This is a genomic window from Luteibacter jiangsuensis (assembly GCF_011742555.1).
Lineage (GTDB): Bacteria > Pseudomonadota > Gammaproteobacteria > Xanthomonadales > Rhodanobacteraceae > Luteibacter > Luteibacter jiangsuensis.
In genome coordinates, this window is sequence record NZ_JAAQQR010000006.1 from 80,205 (window position 1) to 98,787 (window position 18,583).

An 18,583-nucleotide genomic window follows, 5' to 3' on the forward strand; every position below is an offset into this window, starting at 1 on the left:
TATTTCACCAGCGAACTATTAGCCAGCGAAATGCCCAGGATCAAGACGTGCGTCGAGGCCATTTACGAGGGTGTCGGCAGGGTTAACAGCCGCATACCGGGCCTGCCGGTGTCGGAGGTACTGCTCGTTCGGTTGCTGATGCTGACCGCCGGTGCGCTGCTGCGCGAGTTCGAGGACAAGCTCAAGCCCTACGGCCTCAACGACAGCGACTTCCGCACGCTCATGATGCTGTACAGCAGCGAGGACGGCACCGGGACCCCGGGCGAACTCTGCCTGCTTGCCGATCAGAAGCCCACGAACATGACGCGCATCGCCAATGCGCTCGCCAAGCGCGATCTCATCTCGCGCTCGCACGCCACGCACGACCGGCGTCAGGTCGTGCTTCGCATCACGCCGGCGGGACGCCGTTTCGTGGCGAAGATGCTGCCCCCCATGTTTCCGTCGCTGGTGGAATCCTTCGCCTGCTTCAGCGCGGCCGAACGCAAGACCTTCGAGCGCCTGCTGAAGAAGCTCGCGCTGCACATCGATCCCCTGGTGGACCCGGACGCCACATCATGACCCTTGCCCCGCTCCGCCCCGCCCTGCTCGCCTGCGCGGTCGCCACGTTGCTGGCCGCCTGCCACGTGCCGGCGAAAATCGACCGACCCGCGCTTCGCGACGAAGCGCCCCTGGCCGGCCTGAACACCACCCAGCGCGCGGGATGGCCCGATGCCCAGTGGTGGAAGGTGTACGGCGATCCGCAACTCGACACGTTGATGGACATGGCGCTGCGCGGCGCGCCCGATCTCGCGCAAGCGCGCGCCCGCGTGGCGTCGGCCGAGCAGAACATCCGTGTGGCCGCGGCGCAGGCCGGCCTCCGCGTGGATGGCAGCGCGCAGGTCGCCCGCCAGCGGATGAGCGAACACGGCCTCATTCCCTCGCAGTTCCTCGGGTTCACCTGGTACAACCAGGCCGACCTCGGCATCCAGGTGCGCTACGACTTCGACTGGTGGGGCAAGAAGCGATTCGCCATCGAATCCGCCATCGACAGCGCCCGGGCGGCGGAAGCCGAACGTTCGGCGGCGTCGCTGGGCATCCAGGCGATGGTGGCCGATACGTATTTCGGCTGGCTTGCGGACGAGGCCCGCGTGGTTCTCGCCGACAGGCTCGTCGCCGCACGCGAACGCGCCTTGCGCATCGCCGAGCTACGCGTGAAGCAAGGCGTCGACGTGCCCGACACCGCCCAGCAGGCTCGCGCGGAACTGGCCGGCGCGCGCCAGCAGCGTGTGGCCTTGCAAGGCTCCGCGAATATCCGCCGCGTCTCGATCGCCACGCTGGTCGGCGTGTCGCCCGCCGAGCTTCCCGCACTGACGCCGCGTCCGCTGCCCCCGGTGACGCCGGGCCTGCCGTCCGATGCGGGCACCGATCTCATGGCGCGCCGCCCCGACATCGCTGCCAGCCGGTGGCAGGTCGAGGCCGCACTGCGCCAGACAGATGCGGCGCGCGCGCAGTTCTTCCCCGACGTCAGCCTCAGCGCGATGGCCGGACTGTCGAGTATCGACATGGACAAGGTCTTCTCGGCCGACAGCCGGGTGTTCTCCCTGACACCCGCGATTCACCTGCCGATCTTCGAAGGCGGTGCGCTCGAGGCGAACCACGGGGTGACCCGGGCACAGCTCGACGCCGCCGTGGCCCAATACAACGCCACGGTGACGTCCGCGGCACGCGACGTCGCCACGCAGGCGCTGGGCGCGCAGCAGCTCGCGAACCGACGAACACAGCAGGCCGCCCAGATCGACGCGGCCGACGCGCTGCTTGCCAGCGCACGGGCACGCGCGGCGCGTGGCGTACGCGACGACCGCGAGTCCCTCGCAACGGAAGCGGCGCTGATCCAGCAGCAGGACGCGGACACCGATCTGCACGCACAGGCGCTGTCCACCGACATCGCACTCATCAAGGCGCTCGGCGGCGGTTACCGCGCCGAGCCCGTCGCATCCCCCTCCACTACCAGCACCCACGGAACCACGAGCCCATGAGCGCTTCTCCCAACGATACGCAGGCCGCGCAGGACGAAAGCGGCAACGCGCCCAAGGACAAGCGCAAGCGCGGCCGCGCGCTGCTGATCGCGCTTTTGGTCTTCGTCCTCGCGGGCGTGATCTGGCTCCTGCTCTGGCTGTTCGTGTTCTCCACCCGCGAGACCACCGACGACGCCTACGTGGGCGGCAACCAGGTGGCCATCTCGGCGCAGGTGCCGGGCATCGTCGTCGGCGTCTACGCGGACGACACCCAGCGCGTGAACGCCGGCCAGGTGCTCGTGCGCCTCGATCCGACGGATGCCGACGTGGCGCTGCGCAAGGCCGGCAGCGCGCTCGCGCAGGCCGTACGCCAGGTGCGCCAGCAGACGCAGTCGGCCGCAAGCGCCGACGCGGCGCTCGTGGCTCGCCGACAGGACCTGAAGCGCGCGCAGGACGACCTGAAGCGCCGCCTCCCGCTGCTTGCCGAGAAGGCCGTGGCGCCCGAGGAAGTGCAGCACGCCCGCGACGCGGTGACCAGCGCGCAGTCGGCGCTGGACGCGGCCCAGCGGCAGGCGGACGCGGCCCGTGCGCTCGTGGACGGCAGCAACGTCGAGGACAATCCCGCCGTAGCCCAGGCACGTGCCAACTTCCGTCAGGCATGGGTGGCCGCGCAGCGAAACGCCATCGTCGCGCCCATCGACGGCTATGTCGCCCTGCGCGGCGTGCAGGTGGGCAACAGCGTGCAGCCCGGCCAGCAACTGATGACCGTGGTGCCGTTGCACGATCTGTGGGTGGATGCCAACTTCAAGGAAGGCCAGCTGCGCCACGTGCGCATCGGGCAGCCTGCAAAGGTGGAGGCCGACATCTACGGCGGCGGCGTGGAATACCACGGCAAGGTGATCGGCCTCGGTGCCGGCACCGGCAGCGCCTTCTCACTGCTGCCCGCGCAGAACGCCACCGGCAACTGGATCAAGGTGGTGCAGCGCGTGCCCGTTCGCATCGCGCTCGATCCCAAGGATCTCGACAAGCACCCGCTGCGCATCGGCCTTTCCACCGCCGTGACGGTGGACATCACGGACGACAAGGGCGACGTGTTGCCCAGCCAGCCCTCGAACGTTCCCGTGGCGCAGACGCGCGTCTACGACGACGTGGCTGCCAAGGCCGACGCCGCCGCCGACGCCATCGTGCGCGCCAACCTCGGAGCCGGCGTGCCTTGAGCGACGACACCGCCCTCCCCGACGCGCCCGCCGCCGACGGCCCCAAGCCGCTGCATGGCGGGCCGCTGGTCCTGCTGACGATCGCCGTCGCGTTCTCCACTTTCATGGAGATCCTCGACATGACGATCGTCAACGTGGCCGTTCCGCACATCGCGGGCAGTCTCGGCGTGAGTTCGAGCGAAGGCACCTGGGCCATCAGCTCCTATGCCCTCGCCAGCGCCATCATGCAGCCCCTCACCGGCTGGCTGGCGAAGCGCTTCGGCGAAGTGCGCACCTTCTGCGTCTCCGTAGGCCTGTTCGTGGCGTTCTCGATGCTTTGCGGCCTCGCCACGAACATGCCGATGCTGGTGATCTTCCGGCTGATGCAGGGCGCGGGTTCCGGACCGATGGTGGCCCTGTCGCTGTCGCTGCTCCTGGCCAGCTACCCGAAGACCAAACAAGGTATCGCCCTGGCGATGTGGGCCATGACGGTGGTCGTGGCGCCCATCTTCGGCCCGATCCTCGGTGGTTACCTCACCGACAATTTCTCCTGGCCTTGGATCTTCTACATCAACGTGCCGGTCGGCGCCGCCGCGGGTTTCGTCACCTGGGCCATCCTGCGCCACCGCGAAACGAAGATCGTGAAGGCGCCGATCGATTCGGTGGGCCTCGCGCTGCTCATCGTCGGCGTAGGCTCGCTGCAGTTCATGCTGGACAACGGCAACGACCACGACTGGTTCGCGTCGCCGATGATCCTCACGCTGGGCCTCATCGCGCTGGTGGCGCTGGTGTTCCTCGTCATCTGGGAACTCACGGCCAAGCATCCGGTGGTCGACCTCTCGCTGTTCGCCCGCCGCAACTTCGCCATCGGCGTGACCGCGCTGTCACTTGGCATGCTCGCCTTCTTCGGCATCAACGTGGTGTTCCCGCTGTGGTTGCAGACCACCCTGGGCTACACCGCGACATGGGCGGGCCTCGCGACCGCGCCGGTGGGCATCCTGGCCTTCCTCGTCTCGCCCTTCATCGGCAAGAACATCCAGCGCCTGGAACTGCGCGCGGTGGTCACCTTCGCCTTCCTGGTGTTCGCGTTCACGTCGTTCTGGTTCGCCGGGTTCAACAGCGGTGCGTCGTACGCCGCGCTGGTGCTGCCGCGCTTCATCATGGGCATCGCCATTGCCTGCTTTTTCATTCCGCTCAACCAGATCTTCCTCTCCGGCCTCAATCCGGACCAGATCGCGGGCGCGTCGGGCCTGGCGAATTTCTGCCGCACGCTGGCCTCCAGCGTGTCCACCGCCATCACGGTGACGCTGTGGCAGCACCGCACTGACTCTCACCATGCGTCGCTCACCGAATATGTGACGCACGCCTCGCCCGCCACGACGGCGTTCACCCAGAAGCTCACCGCGCTGGGCATTCCGGGCAAGCCGGGGCTCGCCGTGGTGGACCAGCTGGTCACCCGAGAAGCCGCCACGCTGGCGGTCAACGACGTGTTCTGGGGCTGCGCCATCCTGTTCCTGTCGCTCATCCCCATCCTCTGGCTTGCGAAGCCGCCGTTCGGGAATGCCGGTGGTGCAGCCGCACATTAAATGGGCGTTACCTAAATCGATCCAAATACCACTTGTGAAATCTGAAAACGATTACCGTGACTTAGGACAACTGGTGCGGCGCAATACCTCGTGGTAGCTTTCGCCGCATGGCACAAACCCTACGCATCATTAAGAAGTATCCGAACCGTCGTCTCTACGATACGGAAATCTCGAGTTACATCACGCTGGAAGAGGTCCGCCAGCTGGTGCTCGATGGGGAAACCTTCGAGGTTCGCGACGCCAAGTCCGGCGAGGACCTGACCCGATCGGTGTTGCTGCAGATCATTGCGGAGCACGAGGAGCACGGCCAGCCGATGCTCTCGCCGCAACTGCTGTCGCACATCATCCGCTTCTACGGCGATTCGCTGCAGGGCTTCATGGGTCCGTACCTGGAGCGCAGCCTGCAGGTCTTCCTCGACCAGCAGCAGCAGTTCCGCAACCAGCTGAACAGCCTGATGGGCCAGACGCCGTGGTCCATGCTCAACGAGATGACCGAGCGCAACCTCGACGTATGGAAGTCGATGCAGCGCGGGTTCCTCGATGCGGCCACCGCCAAGCCGGCGGAGCCCGTGCGCCCCGCCACGCGCACCGGCAAGAAGGCGGGCTGACCGGCGCCCCTGGCCCTCTTGCCCCCGGCGGCGCTGCGGCGCACGATGCGCTGCCCCGCAATATCGCGTCCGGACGAAGGTCGCCATGCCCCGTAACGACATCACCGTGGTCGGCGCCGGATTGGTCGGCGCCATGGTGGCCACCCTGCTGACCCAACGCGGCTTTCGCGTCACCGTCTACGAAAAGCGTCCGGACCCGCGCAAGGCCGGCTTTCTCGGGGGGCGCTCGATCAATCTCGCGCTCGCGGAGCGCGGTCTGCACGCCCTGCGCGCCACCGGGCTGGCGGACCGCGTGCTCGAGCAGGCCGTGATGATGCGCGGGCGAATGGTGCACGACCCTGCCGGCCATAGCGGGCTCCAGCGCTATGGCGTGGACGACACCGAAGTGATCTGGTCGGTGTCGCGCGGCGGACTCAATACCCTAATGCTGGACGCCGCCGAGGCGGCGGGCGCCACGGTGCACTTCGACCAGGGCCTGGCCGGTGCGGATCTGGAAGCCGGAACGCTGCGCCTGCGCGACAGCGCCGGCAACGAGCGCACGGTCGATGCGCCGGTGGTGATCGGAGCCGACGGTGCCGGGTCGGCCCTGCGCGCCGCCATGCACGCGCATTCGCCGCTCGGCGAACGCGTGGAAGAACTGGGCCACGGTTACAAGGAGCTGGAGATCCCGCCCGGCCACGATCCGTCCGCCCCGTTCGCGATCGAGCGCAACGCGCTGCATATCTGGCCACGCGGCCACTACATGTGCATCGCCCTGCCGAATCGCGAAGGCAGCTTCACCGTGACGCTGTTCCTGCCGAACGACGGGCCGCATCCCAGCTTCCGCAGCATTGCCGGAACGGGCGCCGCCGAAGCGTTCTTCCGGACCGAATTCCCCGATGCGCTCGCACTGATGCCCGATTTCGCGGCCGACTGGGCGGCGCATCCGGTGGGCACCCTGGGCACGCTCTACCTCGACCGCTGGCATATTGGCGGACGCGCATTGTTGATCGGCGACGCGGCGCACGCCATCGTGCCGTTCCACGGGCAAGGCATGAACTGCGGCTTCGAGGATGCCGCCGAGCTGGCGGATCTCTTCGCCGCGCAACCCGACGACGCCGCGGCCGTGTTCGCGGCCTTCGAAGCGAAACGCAAGCCGAACGCGGACGCCATCGCGAAGATGGCGCTGGAAAACTACGTGGAAATGCGCGATTCCGTCGCGGACCCGCACTACCTGCGCAAGCGCGAACTCGGCGCCCTGCTGGCGGAACGTTCGCCCAGGCACTACCTGCCGCGTTATCGCATGGTCACCTTCACCCACCTGCCCTACGCCTATGCGCTGGAGCGCGGTCGCGCGCAGGACGTGCTGGTGGAGCAGCTGCTGAAGGGCCACGATGCCGTGGCGTCGGTGGATCTGGATGCCGCAGTACGAACCCTCGAGGCCACGTTGCCTCCTCTGCCCTCGCTGCTGTAACGGGTCAGGCCTCCGCTTTCTGTGGGAGCCGACCTGCTCTGTGTGGGTGCCGGCTTTGCCGGCGATCCCGCGGCAGCGGGCAGGCTCGCGGCAAGCACCCATCGCCGCTGAAGCGGCTCCCACAGAAGCGGACCCGCTCTTTTATGGGAGTCGACCCGCTTTGTGTGGGAGATCCTATGTTCCCGCGCAAGCGGCCGCGAAGCGTTGAGGGTCGAAGGTCGTGCCCTGGCTGATGAGCGCATGGGCCAGACGAAGAATCTTCCTGGCGAGGATGACGTAGGTCGCTGTGGCGCTGAGGCCTCGCTGACGATAGCGGTCGTAGAGAGGCCTGCCGACGGGGTGCCGGGCGAAGGCCTGGGCGGCGAGGTAGCCGAGACGCCGGGTCTCGGCGTCCCCTCGCTTGGAGATCCTTCGTTGCCCGCGATAGTTACCCGATTCGCGCGGGCGCGGATCGAAGCCGACAAAAGCAATCAAGCCGTCGGCCGTGATGCTGGGCAGGCGCCAGAACAAGCTGACCAGGGCGAGGCTGTTCAAGGGCCCGACGCCGGGAATGGAGCGCAGTTGCTCACGCTGACGGGCACGTTGCTCGTCCTGGGCGACCAGCGCATCGAGCTGCTCGTCCAGCGCGGCCAGGGTCGCCTTGAAACTGGCATGCAGGTGATCCATCGCCGGCAGCGCCAGATCGCTACAGCCGAGTCGGAGCTGCGCCTGTGTCTGTGCCAGCAGGGCGCGTCGTCGCAGCAGCTGCTCCAGGCGCGCCGCGCTGGCCGGCGCGGGCAGATAACGGCGCAGGTTGCCCTTCTCGTGGGCGACATAACGGGCGATGACCTGGGCATCGACCCGGTCGGTCTTGGTCCGTCGGCGCAGACTTTCGGCGTAGTGACGGACGTCGCGGGGGTTGAGCAGGTAGATCGGCAGGTCGTGGCGGACGGCGCCCTGTAGCAGGGCCTGATGGCAGGCCCCGGTGGCCTCCACCGCGAGCACACTGTGGGCAGGCAATCGGCGTAACCAGGCGTCGATCGACGCGGCGTCGTTGCTCACCCGCTCGGTACGGCCGGGCACCTCATGACAGGCCACCGTCAGGGCGGCTTTGTCGATATCGATTCCGAAATGCTGTAGTGGCATGGCGACCCAACTCCTCGTAGTCTCAAGGACGGCTGGGGTGAAGTCCCATCAGGCGTTAGCTTGTTCATCGGCGATCGGATCGCCAGATCCTTCATCGACGCTCACGATGGGATAGGGATGTCTCCCACGGTCGGTCTCCTCATACGAGCCGATACCAGCTATGTCCCTCACCCCAGCCCCTTATCTCTCAGCCATCGGCGGGGAGAAAGGGGCGGTCACAACATACAAGCCGGCTATGCCGGCGATCCCGCGGCAGCGGGCAGGCTTGCGGCAAGCACCCATCGCCGCTGAAGCGGCTCCCACAGAAGCGGACCCGCTCCTTTATGGGAGTCGACCCGCTTTGTGTGGGAGCCGGCTATGCCGGCGATCCCGCGGCAGCGGGCAGGCTTGCGGCAAGCACCCATCGCCGCTGAAGCGGCTCCCACAGAAGCGGACCCGCTCTTTTATGGGAGTCGACCCGCTTTGTGTGGGAGCCGGCTATGCCGGCGATCCCGCGGCAGCGGGCACACTCGCAGCAAGCACCCATCGCCGCTGAACCGGCTCCCACACAAGGCGAAACGTGGACAACTCCCGCCATGACCGCAACAATCGCCGGATGACTTTCGCCCCCGAACCCGCTCCACTGCTCGAAGCGCGCGCGCTTGCGTTCCTGCGCCAGGACGAGCCGGTGTTCGGGCCTTTGGATTTCGCGCTGCGCGCCGGTGAGGTCGCGCTGGTGGAAGGCGACAACGGGAGCGGCAAGACCACGTTGATGCGTGTGCTCACGGGCATGCTGCGTCCGGGCGAAGGCGAGGTCCGGCTGGACGGGGCTGCCTTCTCGCTCGACACGATGGCCGGTGCGGTGGTGTTCCTCGGCCACCACCTCGGCCTCAAGCTGGATCTCTCCGCGCGCGAGAACCTGCGCGTAAGCGTCGGCCTTTACGGCCAGCGCGAGGGCACGAGCGCCGACGCCGCGCTCGCCGAGGTGGGCCTGGCCGGTTTCGAGGACGAACCGGTGCGTCGTCTCTCGGCAGGCCAGAAGAAGCGTGCCGCTCTGGCACGACTGCTGTTGCTGCCGGCGCGCGTGTGGCTGCTCGACGAGCCGTATGCCAACCTCGACCGCGAAGGCATCGCGCTCGTGAACCGGCTGCTGGAAGGCCACGCCGGGCGTGGCGGCGCCGCCCTCGTCACGAGCCATGGTGCCGTAAGTTTCGCCGGGGGCGAACCCCGACGCATCCGGTTGCACGCATGACGCCCGGTAGCACGTCCGCCGCGTGCGCCGCACTGCTGCGGCGCGATCTCACCCTGGCCTGGCGGCGCCGCGGCGACATCGCCATGCCGGTGCTATACGCGCTGATCGTCGCCACGCTTTTCCCGTTCGCGCTCGGCCCGGAACCCGCCCTCCTCGCGCGCATCGCCGGTGGCGTGGTGTTCGTCACGGTGCTGCTGGCCGTGCTGCTCTCCCTCGACAACCTCTTCCGCGCGGACATCGAAGACGGCTCGATGGAGCAACTGATGCTCGCGCCGCAGCCGCTGGCCTTGCTGGTGGGCATGAAGATCCTCGCGCACTGGATCACCTCCTCGCTGCCGCTGATCGTCGTGGCGCCGCTCCTTGCCGGCATGCTGAAGCTTCCCGCCCCGGCCACGCCCGTGCTGGTGTTCGCGCTCGTGCTCGCGACACCGCTGCTCAGCCTCCTCGGCGCCGTGCTGGTCGCGCTGACGGCGGGGTCGAGGCGCTCTGGTATGCTTCTGGCGCTCATGTTGCTGCCGTTGTGCGTGCCGGTCGTGATTTTCGCCGCCGGGGCCGTGGCCGCCGCGCAGGAAGGGCTCCCGTGGATCGCGCCGATCGCCTGGCTGGGCGCCGGGCTCGCGATGGCGGTGGTACTGGCGCCCCTCGCCTGCGCCGCCGCGCTCCGCATTGCCATGGACACATGAACGCGAAGCAACCCTGTGGCCCGAAAGGGGGACACATGGTGTTTGAACGAACTTGCGACGAGGATCGATGGCTAACTGGGTTCCGCTCTGGCTTCACCGCCTCGGCTCGCCGCCGGTGTTCTACCGTTTCGCCGGAGCCGTCAGGCCCTGGGCGCTCGGCCTTGCCATCGTGCTGGCGGGCGTCGCCCTCTACGGTGGCCTCTTCGTCGCGCCTGCGGATTACCAGCAGGGCGACGCGTACCGCATTATCTTCCTGCACGTGCCCAGTGCGTGGATGAGCCTCTTCATCTACGGGGCCATGGCCGTCGCCGCCTTCGTCGGCCTGGTATGGCGGATCAAGATCGCCGAGGTGGTGGCCATGGAATCCGCGCCGGTGGGCGCCGCGTTTACCTTCATCACCCTCGTCACCGGTTCGCTCTGGGGCAAGCCGATGTGGGGCACCTGGTGGACCTGGGATGCGCGGCTCACGTCCGAACTGGTGCTGCTTTTCATCTATCTCGGCGTGATCGGGCTCTACCATTCCTTCGAGGACCGTCGCCAGGGTGCCCGCGCGGCCTCGTTCCTGGTGCTCGTGGGCGCGGTGAACGTACCCATCGTGCATTTCTCCGTGAACTGGTGGAACACGCTGCACCAGGGCTCCACGGTACGCCTGCTCGGACCTTCGCACATCGAAACCAGCATGCTCTGGCCACTGCTCACCATGATGGCCGCCACCAAGCTCTACTACGTCGCCAGCCTCTTCGCCCGCGTGCGTGCCGACCTCATCGCCTCCGAAGGCGGCAAGGGCTGGGTGCGCGAACTGCTCGCGGGCCGTGATGGAGACGCTGCATGAACGCCTCCCTCGCCATGGGCGCGTACGGCTTCTATGTATGGTCGTCCGTCGCCGTCTTCTTCATCGTCCTTCTCATCGACACGCTGGCCCCGTTGGCCAGGCGCCGCCGCAACCTGCGCGAATTGCGCGCGCGGATCGCGCGCCAGGAAAACCGCCGCCGGCCGGGAACCCCTCCAAGCAATGAATCCAACGCGTAAACGCCGTCTCGCCATCGTGGTCTCGGTCGTGGTCGCCGCCGTCGTGGCGGTCGGGCTCATCGTGTTCGCACTGCAGCGGAACATGAATTACCTCTTCACCCCCAGCCAGGTGCAGGAAGGCCAGGCCACGCAATACCCCACTTTCCGTCTGGGCGGCATGGTGAAGGCCGGTTCCATCCAGCGCGCCGCCGACTCCCTTAAGGTGAGTTTCATCGTGGTGGACGACGCGGGTGCCATGCCGGTGGAGTACACGGGCATCCTTCCCGACCTGTTCCGCGACAACCAGTCCGTGATCGCCACCGGGCGCATGGACAGCGGCCGGTTCATCGCCAGCGAAGTGCTTGCGAAACACGACGAGAACTACATGCCGAAGGAACTCAAGGACGCCATGGCCAAGGCGCACGAGAACCGCAAGATCGACGACAAGGCCATGAAGGATCCGCAGCCATGATCCCCGAGCTTGGCCAGTTCGCCCTCGTCCTGGCGCTGCTCCTCGCGCTGGCCCAGGGCGTGCTGCCCATCGTGGGCGCCTGGCGCGGCAATGCCGCGCTCATCGCCACGGCGCGTCCCACGGCCGCCGGTCAGGCCGTGTTCGTGTTCGCCGCCATGGCGATCCTGATCTACGCGTTCCTGAGCTACGACTTCTCGGTGGCGTACGTGGCCGACAACTCGAACCTCGCCCTGCCCTGGTATTACCGCGTCACCGCGGTATGGGGCGCGCACGAGGGTTCGATGCTGCTGTGGGTGTTCATCCTCAACGTCTGGTCGCTGGCGCTGGCCGCCTTCAGCCGGCATCTGCCGGATGCCTTCGTGGCACGCGTGCTCGGCGTGCTCGGGCTCATCGGTGTGGGCTTCCTCGCCTTCATCCTGTTCACCTCGAATCCGTTCCTGCGCGAGCTGCCCATGCCGGCGGACGGCGGCGATCTGAACCCCGTGCTGCAGGACCCGGGCATGACCTTCCACCCGCCCGTGCTCTACATGGGTTACGTGGGTTTCTCCGTGGCCTTCGCCTTTTCCATCGCCGCACTGCTGGGCGGTGGCATGGAGCAGGCCTGGGTACGCTGGGCGCGCCCCTGGACAAACGTGGCCTGGGCGTTCCTCACCCTCGGCATCGTGGCCGGCAGCTGGTGGGCCTATGCGGAACTCGGCTGGGGCGGCTGGTGGTTCTGGGACCCGGTGGAGAATGCCTCGTTCATGCCGTGGCTGGTAGGCGTGGCGCTGATCCACGCTCAGGCGGTGACCGAAAAGCGCGGCTCCCTGCCCGCGTGGACGGTGCTGCTCTCGCTGTTCGCCTTTTCGCTGTCGCTGCTGGGCACCTTCCTCGTGCGCTCCGGCGTGCTCACCTCGGTGCATGCCTTCGCGTCCGATCCGCGCCGCGGCCTGTACATCCTCGGCTTCCTGGTCGTCGTGATCGGTGGCTCCCTGCTGCTCTACGCCATCCGCGCGCCCAAGGTCGCCACCGGCAAGCCCTTTGCGCCGCTGTCGCGCGAGACCGGCATCATGATCGCGAACCTGCTGTTCACCACGGCCGCCGCCATGGTGCTGCTCGGCACGCTGTTTCCGCTGATCGGCGACGCGCTGAACCTCGGCCGCGTGTCGGTCGGGCCGCCCTACTTCGGCTTTCTCTTCGTGCTGCTGATGGCGCCCGCCGTGCTGCTGCTGCCGTTCGGTCCGTATCTGCGTTGGGGCCGCGCGGAAGGCCGCCAGCTGACGGCCATGGCGCTGCGCGCTGGCGTGGCGGCCGTGGTATGCGCCATCGCCGCCGCATTCTTCGCGCAGGGGCACCTTCGCGCCATCGCCGGCGTCGCGGGTGCGGTGTGGGTGGGCGCGGGCACGCTTGCCTATGTCGTGAAGCGCTGGCGCGAGATGCCGCGCGGCCGCCGTTTCCCCGCTGAAATGGGCGGCATGCTGATCGCCCATGCCGGCGTCGCCATCTTCCTCATCGGCGTCATGCTGTCCGAGTCGCTCAGCGTTGAGCGCGACGTGCGCCTCGCCCCCGGTGAGGTGGCATCCGTCGGTGGGTACGACTTCCGGTTCGATGGCGTGGAAGAAACCGAGGGTCCGAACTGGCGCGCCGACGAAGGCATCGTCACCATCCTGCGCAACGGCGACACGGTGGGCACCATGCATCCGCAGAAGCGCACGTATTCGCGTGGGCAGGTGCAGACGGAATCCGCGATCGACGCCGGCCTCTTCCGCGACATCTACGTGGCGTTGGGCGAACCCATGGACGCCAACGACGCATCCGGCGCCTGGGCCGTTCGCCTCTATCACAAGCCCTTCGTGCGCTGGATCTGGCTCGGCGGCCTCTTCATGATGGCCGGCGGATTCCTCGCCGCGTGCGAGCGGCGCTTCCGGGCGAAGAAGATTGCCGCGGAAACGGCCGCTGCGAAGTCCGCCAGCCCGGCATTGAAGACGGGAGAGTCGCCGGCATGAGTCGCCTCCTGCCCCTGTTCGCGTTCCTGCTGCTCGTCGGCCTGTTCGGCTTCGGCATCTGGTGGAACACGCAGCACGACCAGCACGAGATCGTGTCGCCGCTGATCGACAAGCCCGCGCCCGCATTCTCGCTGCCGGTGCTCGGCGAACCGACGCGCACGGTGGACAAGGCCTCGCTGCTTGGCAAGCCCTATTTCCTCAACGTGTTCGCCAGCTGGTGCATCGAGTGCGTGCATGAGCATCCCATGCTGATGACCGACGTGAAGCAACTCGGCCTTCCCATCGTCGGGTTCAACTACAAGGACGATCCGCAGGCCGCCACGGCATGGCTGGCGGAGCACGGCAATCCGTTCGACGTGATCGTCGCCGACCGCGACGGCCGCACCGGCATCGACTTCGGCGTGTATGCCGCGCCGGAAACCTTCCTGGTGGATGCCAAGGGCGTGATCCGCTACAAGCGAATCGGCCCCATCACCCCCGAGGTGCTGGACAAGGAAATCCGGCCGGCGCTCGCGGCCCTGGCGAAGGAAGCGCCGTGATGCGCCGTGCTCTCGTCTGGCTCATCCTCTGCCTTCTGCCGGTGCTGGCGTTCGCGCAGGCGATCCAGCCACTGCCGTTCCGCGACCGTGCGGAGGAAGTGCGCTTCCAGAAACTGAGCGCCGAACTGCGCTGCCCGATGTGCCAGAACGAAACCCTGGCCGATTCGAATGCCCCGATCGCGCACGACCTGCGCCGGCAGGTGTTCGAGATGATCCAGGCAGGCAAGAGCGACGACGAGATCAAGACCTACCTCGTCGACCGCTATTCGCAATTCGTGCTGTACAAGCCGCCGGTGGAACCCTCCACGTGGCTGCTGTGGTTCGGACCGGCCGTGCTTCTGGCCGCCGGTGCCCTCGTCGTCGCCATCCAGGTGCGCCGTCGCGCCCGACAGGCGCCGGTGTCCACGCCCGCCAACGATACCGAGGACGACTGGTGACTCTCGCGTTCTATCTCGTCGCGGGGGCCATGCTCGCCCTCGCGCTCGCCCTGCTGCTCGTTCCCCTCGTTCGCCAGGGCCGGCGCCATGGGCGATCGCGTGCCGTCTTCGGCCTGGCCGTGGTCATCGCGATCGTCGTGCCGCTCGCCAGCGTCGGCATCTATCTGCTCGTGGGCACTCCTTCGACGCTGGGCGGCGTGGAGCCGGCCAGGGAAATGACGGTCGGCGAAGCCATCGACCAGTTGCTGGCGCGCGTGAAGGATCATCCGGACGACGCCGAAGCCTGGGTGCTGCTGGGCAAGACGTACGCCATGCTCAAGCAGCCCGCCGACGCGCGCAGCGCGTACGACCATGCGCTGAAGGCCGACGCCAAGAACGTCGCCGCCATGGTCGGCTGGGCGGAAGCGGATTCGCTGGTGCGTCCGGACCATCGCATCGAGGGGCGCGCCCTCGACCTGCTGCAGGGCGCGATCGCCCTCGAACCCGACAGCCAGCGCGCGCTGTGGCTGCTGGGCATCGCGCAGTTCCAGCAGGAGCGTTACACAGAGGCAGCCGGCACCTGGCGCAAGCTGCAGCCCCTGCTCGATCCGGATTCCAACGTGGCCCATGCCGTCGCCCAGCAGATCGCCGTGGCGGAGAAACGCGCCGCCGCGGGACAGCCCGACGCGGCGCGTGGCACCATCGACGGCAAACCGTGAAGGAACCACACATGGGCGACGCGCGCCGCTACCACTCGCTTTCCTCGCCGTTCCGCATGAAGCGCGGCGGCGAACTGCACGGCGCCCGCGTGGCTTTCGAAACCTGGGGCACGCTCGCGCCGGCGCGGGACAACGCCATCCTGATCCTTACGGGGCTCTCGCCCAGCGCCCATGCCGCGGCGAATGCCGAAGACCCCACACGCGGCTGGTGGGACGACATGATCGGCCCCGGCCGCGCCTTCGACACCGATCGCTTCTTCGTCATCTGCGTCAACTCGCTGGGCAGCGACAAGGGTTCCACCTGCCCCGCATCCATCGACCCGGCCACGGGCGAACCCTATCGGCTCACCTTCCCCGAACTGTCGCTCGAGGACGTCGCCAACGCCGCCCACGAGGCCGTTACCGGGCTGGGTATCGACCGGCTGGCCTGTCTCGTCGGATGTTCCATGGGAGGCATGAGCGCGCTCGCGTACATGCTGCTGCATCCGGGCAGCGTGCGGACGCACATCAGCGTGGACACGGCGCCCCAGGCGCAGCCCTTCGCCATCGCCATCCGCTCGCTGCAACGCGAGGCCATCCGTCTCGACCCGAACTGGCGCCATGGTCAATACAAAGGCGACGAGTGGCCGGAACACGGCATGAGCATCGCGCGTAAGCTGGGTGTCATCACCTATCGCTCTGCGATGGAATGGAACGGCCGTTTCGCACGCATCCGCCTCGATCCGGACGAACGCGACGAGAACGCGCCTTTCGGCTTCGAATTCCAGGTGGAGTCGTACCTGGAAGGCCATGCGCGCCGTTTCAACCGGCAGTTCGATCCGAACAGCTACCTCTACCTGTCCCGCGCCAGCGACTGGTTCGACGTGGCCGAATACGGCGAGGGCGACGTGATGCGCGGCCTGGCGCGCATCCATGTCGACCGCGCGCTGGTCATCGGCGTGAGCACCGACATCCTGTTCCCCCTGGAACAGCAGGAAACCATCGCGAAGGGCCTGGAAGCTGCCGGCGCCGGCGTCGATTTCGTGGCCCTGGACTCCCCGCAGGGGCACGACGCCTTCCTGGTGGACATCGAGAACTACAGCCGCGCCATTGGCGGATTCCTTCGAAAGATCTGACGGTCGGCACCGCCGCCTCCGCTATTTGCAAGGCGGGGCCAGCCCATTTGCTATCATCGGGGCCGACCGGCGCCCGCCCGCGCCACGTATCCAGAGGTTCCCCCATGATCACGGTCGACTTCCCCGGCAGCCGCAAGCTCATCGAGGCCATCGACGCGTCGGTGACCCAGCCGAGCACGCCTGCCATCACCGACAACCTGCGCAATGCGCTGTGCCGGCTGATCCGTTCGCGGGAAGTGGAACTGCCCAGCTGCGTGTTCGAGACCGCCGGCGACCATTACGCCCGGCGCGAGCTCTATCGCAGCGAAGAGCACGGCTACAGCGTGGTCGCCATGACCTGGGGCCCCGGCCAGGGCACCCTGATCCACGACCATTGCGGCATGTGGTGCGTGGAGGGGGTCTGGAACGGCGCCCTGGAGATCGTCCAGTACGAACTGCTCGGCCACGAGGCAGAGCGCTACCACTTCCGCCCCGTGGGCTCGATCCAGGCCGGCCCCGGCTCCGCCGGCAGCCTCATTCCGCCGCACGAGTACCACACCATCCGCAACCCCAGCGACGATGCCGTGGCCGTCAGCCTGCATATCTATTCGGGCCGCATGACCCAGTGCGCCGTGTTCAAGCCCGAGGGCGACGACTGGTACCAGCGCACCGAGCGCCAACTGGGCCTCGACCGGGTGCACTGAATCCAGCATAATTCGCCTCCCCATGCCGAAATGGCGGAACCGGTAGACGCGGCAGACTCAAAATCTGTTTGTAGAAATACAGTGTGGGTTCGAGTCCCACTTTCGGCACCAAAGACGTTCAGGAACCCGCCCACAAGGCGGGTTTTTTTGGTTCGCCCGCACAGAACTATATTTATAGTTGACAGTTCGACGCCCCAGCACCTATATCTACTACTTCTATAGTAGATAAGCGGGAGGCAATCCATGCAGCGGACTCGAAAGCTCACTTCGCGCAGCGCGGCGGTCTTCGCCAGCGTGGTCGTCATCCCCGCCTTCGCAACTCAAGCCGCCTGCCCGACCCCGGCCGAATCCGCAGGCGGCCCCACGAACGCCCACACCCAATACGTCGAAACCCACCTACTCCCGTCGGTTATCAAACCAGGCGAAAAACCGTCTACCCTGGCCGACCGCATGCGCGAGTCGGCCGTTCCCGGTATCAGCGTCGCCGTCATCCAAGGTGGCAAGCTGGCATGGGCGCGTGGCTGGGGTGTTCGCGATACCAGGAGCTGCAAGCCCGTCACGCCGGATACGGATTTCCAGGCCGCTTCCATCAGCAAGACGGTGACGGCCGTGCTGGCCTTGCGCACGGTCGAGCAAGGGAAGATCGGGTTGGATCGCAACATCAACGATGCGCTCAAGTCCTGGAAGCTGCCGGTCGATTCGCATCTGGCACCGCAAGGCGTGACGCTTCGCCAACTGCTGAGCCACACGGCTGGTCTCGGCGTCCACGGTTTCAACGGCTTTGCACCCGGAGACGCGCTTCCGACAGAAGCCCAGATGCTCGACGGGCTTCCGCCCAGCAAGGCCGGCCCGGTCCGCAGCATCCTTCCAGCAGGTGCGCAGTTCGAGTACTCCGGTGGCGGCTATCTGGTGACTGAACTCGCCCTCGCCGACGTCAGCGGCATTCCATTTGCTGATCTCGCCGAGCGCGAGGTGCTACGCCCTCTTGGCATGAAGCGCAGCAGCTTCGCGCAACCGCCCTCGCGGGCCGTCCTCGACAACGTGGCGTTCGGCCACAGCCACGGCGCGCCCATCCCCGGGAACTACGAAGTGCTGCCACAACTGGCGCCGGGGGGCTTGTGGAGCACGCCTGCCGACCTCGCCCGCTTGCTGATCGACATTCAGGCATCGGCCGCGGGCAAGAAGGGACACCTGCTGTCGCCCGCCATGACACGCGACATGCTCACCCCCGTCAAGGACAACTGGGGTCTTGGCGTCGCCGTCTATCCGGATGGCCCGAAGCGCTTCGGCCATGACGGCGTCAACAATGGCTACCTGTCCTTCATGATCGCCGACGAAAAGGGCAACGGCATCGTTGTCATGGCCAACGGCGACGGGTCACGCCAGCTCATGGACGAAGTGACTCGCGCCATCGCCACCGACTATGGCTGGACCGGCATGGCACCCGCGGCCATGGAAGAAAAAACGCTGTCGATGAGCGAGCTTTCCAAGGCCGCCGGGCATTTCAAGGGCGGCGGCCTGGACCTCAACCTCGAAGTGAAACCGGACGGGTTGTACGCACTACTGGTCGGGGCCCCACCTTCCTATGCCGAACGCCTGATCCCGCTCTCGCCCAGGCGCTTCCGCTCCATGTCATTGAGCACGACCGTGGAATTCGCGCCGGACTTCTCTTTCTTCACCATGATCGAAGGTGCGCCGCCTATGAAGCTGGTTCGCGTCGTGGATAAGGTGCCGGCGACGATGAAGTCAGGTCCCAACATCCGAAAGTAA

The 18,583-nt window shown here is 67.1% G+C and carries 19 protein-coding genes and 1 tRNA gene; 19 read left to right on the forward strand and 1 reads right to left on the reverse strand.

The genetic code is table 11. The annotated features are described in order from the left end of the window. The first annotated feature begins 30 nt into the window (after positions 1-30). The 6 genes from HBF26_RS13785 to HBF26_RS13810 all read left to right on the forward strand — a co-directional run bounded on the left by HBF26_RS13785 (position 31) and on the right by HBF26_RS13810 (position 6,837). Complete coding sequence (locus HBF26_RS13785; RefSeq protein WP_167127571.1) at positions 31-558, forward strand: MarR family winged helix-turn-helix transcriptional regulator; 528 nt, start codon at positions 31-33, stop codon at positions 556-558. Beyond that, complete coding sequence (locus HBF26_RS13790; protein WP_167127575.1) at positions 555-2,015, forward strand: efflux transporter outer membrane subunit; 1,461 nt, start codon at positions 555-557, stop codon at positions 2,013-2,015. Before HBF26_RS13785 ends, HBF26_RS13790 begins: the two co-directional genes overlap by 4 nt. Further along, positions 2,012-3,211 carry an HlyD family secretion protein gene (locus HBF26_RS13795; protein WP_167127579.1) on the forward strand — a complete coding sequence of 400 codons (1,200 nt, stop codon included), beginning with the start codon at positions 2,012-2,014 and terminating at the stop codon, positions 3,209-3,211. Before HBF26_RS13790 ends, HBF26_RS13795 begins: the two co-directional genes overlap by 4 nt. After that, the gene (locus HBF26_RS13800; RefSeq protein WP_240151358.1) at positions 3,208-4,776 is read left to right on the forward strand and encodes a DHA2 family efflux MFS transporter permease subunit; all 1,569 of its coding nucleotides are present in this window, start codon (positions 3,208-3,210) and stop codon (positions 4,774-4,776) included. The genes HBF26_RS13795 and HBF26_RS13800 overlap by 4 nt, the downstream gene beginning before the upstream one ends. A 107-nt stretch (positions 4,777-4,883) precedes the next feature. Further along, positions 4,884-5,384 (forward strand): polyhydroxyalkanoate synthesis repressor PhaR, encoded by a 501-nt coding sequence (phaR, locus tag HBF26_RS13805; RefSeq protein WP_167127582.1) that lies wholly within the window; start codon positions 4,884-4,886, stop codon positions 5,382-5,384. An 85-nt stretch (positions 5,385-5,469) separates the two neighbouring features. After that, on the forward strand, positions 5,470-6,837 hold the full coding sequence (locus HBF26_RS13810) for an FAD-dependent oxidoreductase (RefSeq protein WP_167127585.1): 1,368 nt from the start codon (positions 5,470-5,472) through the stop codon (positions 6,835-6,837). A gap of 174 nt (positions 6,838-7,011) precedes the next feature. Here HBF26_RS13810 and HBF26_RS13815 read toward each other — a convergent pair whose 3' ends face one another. After that, entirely contained in the window at positions 7,012-7,962 is a 951-nt protein-coding gene (locus tag HBF26_RS13815) for an IS110 family RNA-guided transposase (RefSeq protein ID WP_167127588.1), read from the reverse strand. Positions 7,963-8,557: 595 nt separating this feature from the next. Between HBF26_RS13815 and ccmA the strand changes: the two genes are divergently transcribed. The 13 genes from ccmA to HBF26_RS13880 all read left to right on the forward strand — a co-directional run bounded on the left by ccmA (position 8,558) and on the right by HBF26_RS13880 (position 18,583). Continuing rightward, complete coding sequence (ccmA, locus tag HBF26_RS13820) at positions 8,558-9,193, forward strand: cytochrome c biogenesis heme-transporting ATPase CcmA (protein ID WP_167127591.1); 636 nt, start codon at positions 8,558-8,560, stop codon at positions 9,191-9,193. After that, a complete protein-coding gene (gene ccmB / locus HBF26_RS13825) occupies positions 9,190-9,876 on the forward strand; it encodes a heme exporter protein CcmB (RefSeq protein WP_167127594.1) in 687 nt (228 codons plus the stop codon). Before ccmA ends, ccmB begins: the two co-directional genes overlap by 4 nt. A 67-nt stretch (positions 9,877-9,943) precedes the next feature. Continuing rightward, the gene (locus HBF26_RS13830; protein ID WP_167127597.1) at positions 9,944-10,708 is read left to right on the forward strand and encodes a heme ABC transporter permease; all 765 of its coding nucleotides are present in this window, start codon (positions 9,944-9,946) and stop codon (positions 10,706-10,708) included. Then, positions 10,705-10,905: a heme exporter protein CcmD gene (gene ccmD, locus HBF26_RS13835; protein ID WP_167127599.1), complete on the forward strand. Its 201-nt coding sequence runs from the start codon at positions 10,705-10,707 to the stop codon at positions 10,903-10,905. The genes HBF26_RS13830 and ccmD overlap by 4 nt, the downstream gene beginning before the upstream one ends. After that, entirely contained in the window at positions 10,889-11,356 is a 468-nt protein-coding gene (gene ccmE, locus HBF26_RS13840; RefSeq protein ID WP_167023888.1) for a cytochrome c maturation protein CcmE, read from the forward strand. The genes ccmD and ccmE overlap by 17 nt, the downstream gene beginning before the upstream one ends. Beyond that, positions 11,353-13,341: a heme lyase CcmF/NrfE family subunit gene (locus HBF26_RS13845; protein WP_167127602.1), complete on the forward strand. Its 1,989-nt coding sequence runs from the start codon at positions 11,353-11,355 to the stop codon at positions 13,339-13,341. The genes ccmE and HBF26_RS13845 overlap by 4 nt, the downstream gene beginning before the upstream one ends. Then, positions 13,338-13,880: a DsbE family thiol:disulfide interchange protein gene (locus tag HBF26_RS13850; RefSeq protein ID WP_167127605.1), complete on the forward strand. Its 543-nt coding sequence runs from the start codon at positions 13,338-13,340 to the stop codon at positions 13,878-13,880. The genes HBF26_RS13845 and HBF26_RS13850 overlap by 4 nt, the downstream gene beginning before the upstream one ends. Continuing rightward, positions 13,880-14,317, forward strand: coding sequence for a cytochrome c-type biogenesis protein (locus HBF26_RS13855; RefSeq protein WP_167127608.1), 438 nt, complete (start codon positions 13,880-13,882; stop codon positions 14,315-14,317). The genes HBF26_RS13850 and HBF26_RS13855 overlap by 1 nt, the downstream gene beginning before the upstream one ends. Then, positions 14,314-15,015, forward strand: a complete 702-nt coding sequence (locus HBF26_RS13860; protein ID WP_167127611.1) for a TPR domain-containing protein — start codon at positions 14,314-14,316, stop codon at positions 15,013-15,015. The genes HBF26_RS13855 and HBF26_RS13860 overlap by 4 nt, the downstream gene beginning before the upstream one ends. 11 nt (positions 15,016-15,026) lie before the next feature. After that, positions 15,027-16,130 (forward strand): homoserine O-acetyltransferase MetX, encoded by a 1,104-nt coding sequence (metX, locus tag HBF26_RS13865; protein WP_167127614.1) that lies wholly within the window; start codon positions 15,027-15,029, stop codon positions 16,128-16,130. A gap of 104 nt (positions 16,131-16,234) precedes the next feature. After that, positions 16,235-16,813: a cysteine dioxygenase family protein gene (locus HBF26_RS13870; protein WP_167127617.1), complete on the forward strand. Its 579-nt coding sequence runs from the start codon at positions 16,235-16,237 to the stop codon at positions 16,811-16,813. A gap of 24 nt (positions 16,814-16,837) precedes the next feature. Continuing rightward, positions 16,838-16,924: transfer RNA gene (locus HBF26_RS13875), tRNA-Leu, on the forward strand. Positions 16,925-17,056: 132 nt separating this feature from the next. Beyond that, positions 17,057-18,583: a serine hydrolase domain-containing protein gene (locus tag HBF26_RS13880; protein ID WP_167127620.1), complete on the forward strand. Its 1,527-nt coding sequence runs from the start codon at positions 17,057-17,059 to the stop codon at positions 18,581-18,583.